The following is a 6,207-nucleotide window of genomic DNA, read 5'->3' as shown; positions in this document are numbered from 1 at the left end:
CCCCCCCCCCCCCCCCCCCCCCCCCCCCCGCTGCACTAAGGAGACCCATGGCAGTACACGCTCCACCGACCGCCGACCGCACCGTCAGCCGTCGCAAGAGTCCCCTCGGCAGCCGCTGGACGCCGTATGTCTTCCTCGGTCCTGCGGCGGTCTTCATCCTGCTGTTCCAGGCAGTCCCCCTGCTTCAGCAGATCTATATGAGCTTCACCCGCACCACGTTGCTGAACCCGACACGCAGCGAGTGGGTCGGCCTGTCCAACTACGAGCAGATCTTCGGCGACCCGGAGTTCCACCGCACGCTGATCACCACCCTCGTCTATACCGTCGTGTGCGTCGTTGGCTCTGTCGGCGTCGGGCTCGGCCTGGCCCTTCTCCTCAACCGCTCGTTCCGGGGCCGAGGCTTCGCGCGGGCGCTGATCACGGTGCCGTGGGCTGCTCCCGGTATCGCGGTCGCTCTCATCGCCACCTGGATGCTCAATGCCCAGTACGGCATCGTCAACCGATTCCTCAACGCCATCGGGCTCGGCGTTCCCGGCGGGGCGATCCTCGACAGCCCGCAATACGCGCTGCCGGCGATTCTCGTCACGACGGTCTGGCAGCTGTTCCCGTTCACCGCGGTGGTGCTGCTGTCAGCCTTGCAGGCGGTACCCCAGGATCTCGCCGAGGCTGCGACGATGGACGGCGCCGGCCGATGGTGGTCGTTCCGCGCTGTCACCTGGCAGGTGATCAAGCCCACCGTCGGCCTGCTGGCGCTTCTGATGACGATCTGGTCGATCCGGCGTTTCGAGCTGATCTGGCTGATGACGAGAGGCGGACCGGTCGGGACGACCGAGACCATCGTGATCGACCTGTACTCGCAGGCCTTCGAGTCGCAGCAGCTCGGCACGGCCGCGGCGATCGGCATGGTGGGCGTGCTCATCTCTCTCGTCGTCATCGGCGCGAGCGGTGCGGTCGCCCGGTTCCACGAGCGGGGTCAGGCATGACACGCGCCACGACATTCGGACTGGTCCTGCGCGTCATCGGCGTGCTCATCGCTCTCGGGATCGCCGTCTTCCCGCTTTATTGGATGCTGGTGACAGCACTGTCCTCCAATGCCGATCTGTTCGCCTCCTCTCCCCGGTTGATTCCGGATCCGGGTCAGATCGGCGTCTTCGGCACCGCCCTCGCGGACGGGAAGGCGGTCGGCTGGCTCGTCAACAGCCTCATCATCGCGACGGGGACGATGATCGTGTCGATCGGGCTGGGCATCCCCCTCGGTTACGCGCTCTCGCGCTTCAGCTTCCGGGGCAAGGTCATCGTCACGATCGTGCTGCTGTTCACGCAGATGCTGCCGGAAGCGCTCATGGTGGTGCCGCTCTTCTCCCTCTTCCGCCGGTTCGGACTACTGGACTCGCTCGGGGGACTGATCCTGGCCAACTCGGCGTTCGTGCTCCCCATCGTCGCGCTCATCCTCAAAGGGGCGATCGACGGGATACCGCGTGAGCTCGAAGAGGCGGCGCGCGTCGACGGAGCGCTCCCCCTGGCGATCCTCCTGCGGATCAATCTGCCGCTCATCGCCCCCTCGATCGCCGCCACCGCCGTCATCGCGTTCTTCCATGCGTGGAACGAGTACGTCTTCGCCGTGACGTTCATCTTCACACCAGGCATCCAGCCCGCGTCCGTCGGCATCGCGAACTTCATCGGCGAGCTGGGCACGCCGATCCAGACTGTGATGGCGGTGGCCCTGATGTTCACACTTCCCGCGGTGGTGTTCTACCTCTTCGCCCAGAAGTATGTGGTCGGCGGGATGACCGCCGGAGCAGTGAAGGGATAGTGGCGTGAAGATCACATCAATCGACGTTCATACCGTCGATTTCTACCGGACCAATCTGGTGCTCATCGAGGTGAACACCGATGAAGGAATCACCGGCGTCGGAGAGGCGACGCTCGAAGGGCGGGAGCGGGCCGTCCTCGGGGCGCTCGCCGATATCGAGGAGTCCCTGATCGGCCGCGAACCGACCAGGATCTCGTCGACGATGTACGAGCTGGTGCGCGACGGGTACTGGCGCGGCGGTCCGGTCGTCGGTAGCGCGCTGAGCGCGATCGAGATGGCCCTCTGGGACATCTCGGCTCGAGCGCTGGGGGTTCCCGTGTCGAGGCTGCTCGGCGGCCAGACCCGTGACCGCGTGCGCGCCTATGCGAACGGCTGGTTCTCGGGGGCAGCATCGCCGGAGGACTACGCCGCCGCGGCACGGCGAACCGTGGAGACGGGCTTCCGCGGACTCAAGTGGGATCCATTCGAGAACTTCGACCTGGCGATCACGCACTCCCAGCTCGATCGATCCCTCGCACAGCTCCAGGCAGTCAGGGACGAGGTGGGTCCGGATGTCGAGCTCTTCGTCGAAGGACACGGGCGGTTCGACGTCCGCACCGCGACGATGATCGCCCGCGAGCTGGAGCCGTTCCGTCCGGTCTGGTTCGAAGAGCCGTGCCCACCCGACAACCTGGATGCTCTGTGCGAGATCCGGCGCATCTCGCCGGTGCCGATTGCGGCAGGGGAACGCTGGTTCGGCAGGCAAGGGATCGCGCCCGCTCTTGCACGGCACGCCGTCGACTTCGTGCAGCCGGATGTGACCCACGCTGGCGGCATCGGCGAGCTGGCGTTCATCTCCACCCTGGCAGCGGTGTCGTACATCGGCTTCGCCCCCCATAACCCGAGTGGCCCCATCAGCACGGCGGCCACCTTGCAGATCGGGGCGTCCGTTCCCAACTTCCACTACCTCGAGATCATGGCGACCGACGTGCCGTGGCGACCCGATATCTCATCGGAGCGACTCGTCCTGACAGAGGAGGGCGATGTGATGATTCCCGAGGGCATCGGCCTCGGAATCACGCTCGACCACGACGCGATCGCACGGCGTCCGTTTGCCGCCCATCCGCTGCGTCTCTTCTCGGAGCCGACGTACGACATTCGCCCAGACGACGAACTGTCGTTCTTCAACCTCCCGGGCAGAGACGGAGAATGAGCACGGTGGCGCACGAGAGCACGCCAGACCCCGAACTGTGGATCGGCGCACCCGGCGCGACCGTTCCCGACGACGTCGACGACGCCGTGCTGATCGGCCGCGTCTGGGATCCCGCGGCAGGCGGACCATCCGTCGTCGTCGCCCGCGACGGCGAGCTTCTGGACCTGACGGCCCACTTCGCCACGGTGCGCGATCTCTGCGAGCACGACCATCCGGCGACGGTGGCGCAAAGCGTCACGGGACCCAGTCTCGGCACCGTCGACGGCGTCGTCCGCAACACTGCCTCCACTCGCCGCGACCCGGGGATGCCGTGGATGCTCGCCCCCGTCGACCTGCAGGCGTTGAAGGCTGCGGGCGTCACGTTCGCGGCCTCGATGGTCGAACGGGTCATCGAGGAGCGTGCTCGCGGCGACCAACTCGAGGCGGCACGTATCCGCGCAGAATTGCTCGGAGCCTCTGTGGGGACCGACCTCTCCCGCGTCACTCCGGGCTCCGCCGAGGCCGCGCGTATCAGGGAGTCCCTGTCGGCCCGCGGCCTGTGGAGCCAATACCTCGAGGTCGGAATCGGCCCCGACGCCGAGATCTTCACCAAGGGTCAGATCCTCTCCGCCGTGGGGACGGCGTCGGCCGTCGGCATCCTCGAATCCTCATCGTGGAACAATCCGGAACCGGAGATCGCGCTGATCGTTCAGTCCAGCGGTCGCACGGTCGGTGCGACGCTCGCCAACGACGTCAACCATCGCGACATCGAAGGCCGCTCGGCACTGCTGCTCGGCCGAGCGAAGGACAACAACGCATCGTGCGCCCTCGGCCCGTTCATCCGGCTCTTCGACGACGCGTTCACGATGGAACATGTCCGCCGTCTCACCGTCCACCTCGACATCCGCGGGGTCGATGGCTTCCACCTCGCTGACGCCTCCCCCATGCGTGAGATCTCGCGCGACCCGGAGGTGCTGGTGAGTCAGCTCATCGGCAGCCACCATCAGTATCCCGACGGCGCCGTGCTGATGCTCGGCACGATGTTCGCACCGGTCGCCGACCGCGACATCGCGGGGGAAGGATTCACGCATCGGGTCGGGGACGTCGTGACCATTTCGACGCCGATGCTCGGGTCGCTCGTCAACGTCGTCGATCATTCCGAGAACTGCGCACCGTGGACCTTCGGCGTGCGCGACCTGATGGCGAGCCTCGCGAAGAGAAAGCTGCTGTGACGCGCTCCCAGGACCAGGTCTGAGCCGGCACACCGCCGGCCGTCAGGAACCCCGGGCTCCTGACGACCGGCGGCTGAGGGCTCAGTCCGTCAGCGACGCGATCCAGCTCTCGAGCGCGCCTCGAGCGATCCCGTGCTTGGCATGGCCTTCACCGAGGCCGGCGGCCTCGATGATCTGCGAACCGGAGCACCCGCCTGCCTCCAGCAGGCTGTAACCGACCTCACCCGCAGCATCCACGAATCCGTCCGTGGTCGCCGCGTAATGGTTCGGCTTCTGGTCGCCGGTCGGCACATCCGGCAGCGCAGTGGCGGCGCAGACGTCGAACGAGTCGGCCACGCCGTCGTCATCCTCGTCGAAGATGACATCGCGGATGTAGAAGTTCAGGAGGGGACGCCAGACGTGCCACGTGTGCCCACCGGGGACGTGGTGGTCGGTCAGCGCGACGCCTGCGGCCTTGAGCTGCTCGATCCGCGCCAGCTGGTTCACGGCGATGTTCCCCAGACGATCCTGGAGTCCCGTGCCGATCATGATCTCGCCTTCGACGTTCTTCATCCGCTCGATCTGCTCGGCCGACGGCGCGGGCGGCGCTGCGCTCCAGACCGCGTGGTAGCCGAACAGGTCGGTGTGGTCGTACAGGATGGTCGACGCGCGGCTGCCGCCGGCCGAGAACCCGGCGAAGGCACGGTCGATCGCGGCAGCGGAGACGTTGTAGTGCTGCTCCATGTACGGGATCACGTTGTTGCGCAGTTCGTTGACGTACCCGGTGTTCCCTCCGGGCAGGCCGTTGAAGTCCGTCGAGACGATCACCATCTCAGAGGCGGCGCGCTCGTCGATGGCGTTCTGCACGATGTAGTGCGCGACGCCCTGCATCGTCCACGCCGTGGAGTGGTCTCCGCCCCCGTGGCTCAGGTAGAGCGTGGGGTAGGGCTGCTCCCGATCCGGGTCGTAACCGGCGGGGGTGTAGACGACCATGTCATGAACGCCGACCGGATTGGTCGACAACGGCGATGTGTACCGGACGGATTCGAGAGTCCCGAGATCCTCAGCGGCGACCGGTCGCTGGTAGTCGGTGTCGTACGTCGGGAAGTCCGGGTTCTCGGGTACCCACGTCGTGCTGCGCACCGCGCCGGGAGCGCCCGGGTACTGCGGGAAGATCTCCCACGGGTTCGCGGGGTCGTAGTTGAGCGTGCAGCCCGTCGCGACGGCGCTCGTGCAGTCGTGGGTGAACGCGTACCGGAACGTCCCCGCCGGGAGCGGAACCGTGACCTCCCACACCCCGTCGTCGCCCAGCTCCATCGGGATCGTCCGCCATTGCGTCGCGGCCACATCCCCGGGCTGCCATTCCCAAGGCGGCCGGCCGTCGCCGCAACCGTCGCACGTCACGTTCTCGGGAACGGAGTATGTCCAGTCGCCGTAGATGTGCACCTGCTCGACCCCCGCGGGGGCCTGATAGCGGAACGTCATCGCATAGCCGGACGGCCCGGTGCCCGTCTCGATCAGCGTCGGGCCGAGGTCGAGCTGCTCATCGCCCATCGCCGCAGGCGCGGCTGCGATGGTGCCGACAGCGAGCGCGCCGGCGGCGAGGACTGCCAGCAGCGAAGTGCGCAGCCACCGTCTCCGATGTTGGGTTTCGGTCAGAAACGTCATCTTGATACCCCTTCGTATGGATGGATGGATCGTCACTTCCGCGCACGCCGAACGTCGGCATCCGGGTGCCGCGCCGTGTGCGGCTCACCTGCCTGACCATGGATGTCGGTCAGGCGGTCATACCTGGATGCAGATCGGTGGGATCTGTGCGCACATCTCCTTGCGTCAGAACCGGAATGTCACGGGAGGGTCGTTCCGCAGCGAAGCCGCTGCGAGCCACAGCCTGGCCCTGGCGTTGCGGACCGTCAACGGCCGATTGCGATCTCTGCAATGGGTGTTGCAGCTCGCGTCGCGAATGCCGAGGAATCGCTGCCGCCTCGACGCGAATCGGCGCCGGGTCCGAA

5 protein-coding genes are annotated in these 6,207 nt (G+C 66.8%); 4 read left to right on the top strand and 1 reads right to left on the bottom strand.

The window, feature by feature from the left end:
* Window positions 1-47: 47 nt before the first annotated feature.
* Genes ACLKM7_RS07235 through ACLKM7_RS07220 form a run of 4 tightly spaced genes read left to right on the top strand, consistent with a single transcriptional unit; the run spans window position 48 to window position 4,216 of the window.
* Entirely contained in the window at window positions 48-983 is a 936-nt protein-coding gene (locus tag ACLKM7_RS07235; protein WP_436446479.1) for a carbohydrate ABC transporter permease, read from the top strand.
* Complete coding sequence (locus ACLKM7_RS07230; RefSeq protein WP_436446478.1) at window positions 980-1,813, top strand: carbohydrate ABC transporter permease; 834 nt, start codon at window positions 980-982, stop codon at window positions 1,811-1,813. The genes ACLKM7_RS07235 and ACLKM7_RS07230 overlap by 4 nt, the downstream gene beginning before the upstream one ends.
* A gap of 4 nt (window positions 1,814-1,817) precedes the next feature.
* Window positions 1,818-3,005 carry a mandelate racemase/muconate lactonizing enzyme family protein gene (locus ACLKM7_RS07225; protein WP_436446477.1) on the top strand — a complete coding sequence of 396 codons (1,188 nt, stop codon included), beginning with the start codon at window positions 1,818-1,820 and terminating at the stop codon, window positions 3,003-3,005.
* A gap of 5 nt (window positions 3,006-3,010) precedes the next feature.
* Window positions 3,011-4,216 carry a fumarylacetoacetate hydrolase family protein gene (locus tag ACLKM7_RS07220; RefSeq protein ID WP_436446476.1) on the top strand — a complete coding sequence of 402 codons (1,206 nt, stop codon included), beginning with the start codon at window positions 3,011-3,013 and terminating at the stop codon, window positions 4,214-4,216.
* Window positions 4,217-4,297: 81 nt separating this feature from the next.
* On the opposite strand, the gene ACLKM7_RS07215 is transcribed toward ACLKM7_RS07220, so the two are convergent.
* Window positions 4,298-5,863 (bottom strand): alpha/beta hydrolase-fold protein, encoded by a 1,566-nt coding sequence (locus tag ACLKM7_RS07215; RefSeq protein WP_436446475.1) that lies wholly within the window; start codon window positions 5,861-5,863, stop codon window positions 4,298-4,300.
* Window positions 5,864-6,207: the final 344 nt, after the last annotated feature.

Source organism: Microbacterium sp. I2 (genome assembly GCF_051364985.1).
GTDB lineage: Bacteria > Actinomycetota > Actinomycetes > Actinomycetales > Microbacteriaceae > Microbacterium.
Note: the sequence above shows the minus strand (reverse complement) of the source record. Positions and strands in the feature narration are given on the sequence as shown.

What these genes read in the sequence shown, in the direction of transcription:
- ACLKM7_RS07235 (WP_436446479.1), top strand. Translation starts at nt 48, where the DNA reads ATGGCAGTACACGCTCCACCGACCGCCGACCGCACCGTCAGCCGTCGC.
- ACLKM7_RS07230 (WP_436446478.1), top strand. Translation starts at nt 980, where the DNA reads ATGACACGCGCCACGACATTCGGACTGGTCCTGCGCGTCATCGGCGTG.
- ACLKM7_RS07215 (WP_436446475.1), bottom strand. Translation starts at nt 5,863, where the DNA reads ATGACGTTTCTGACCGAAACCCAACATCGGAGACGGTGGCTGCGCACT.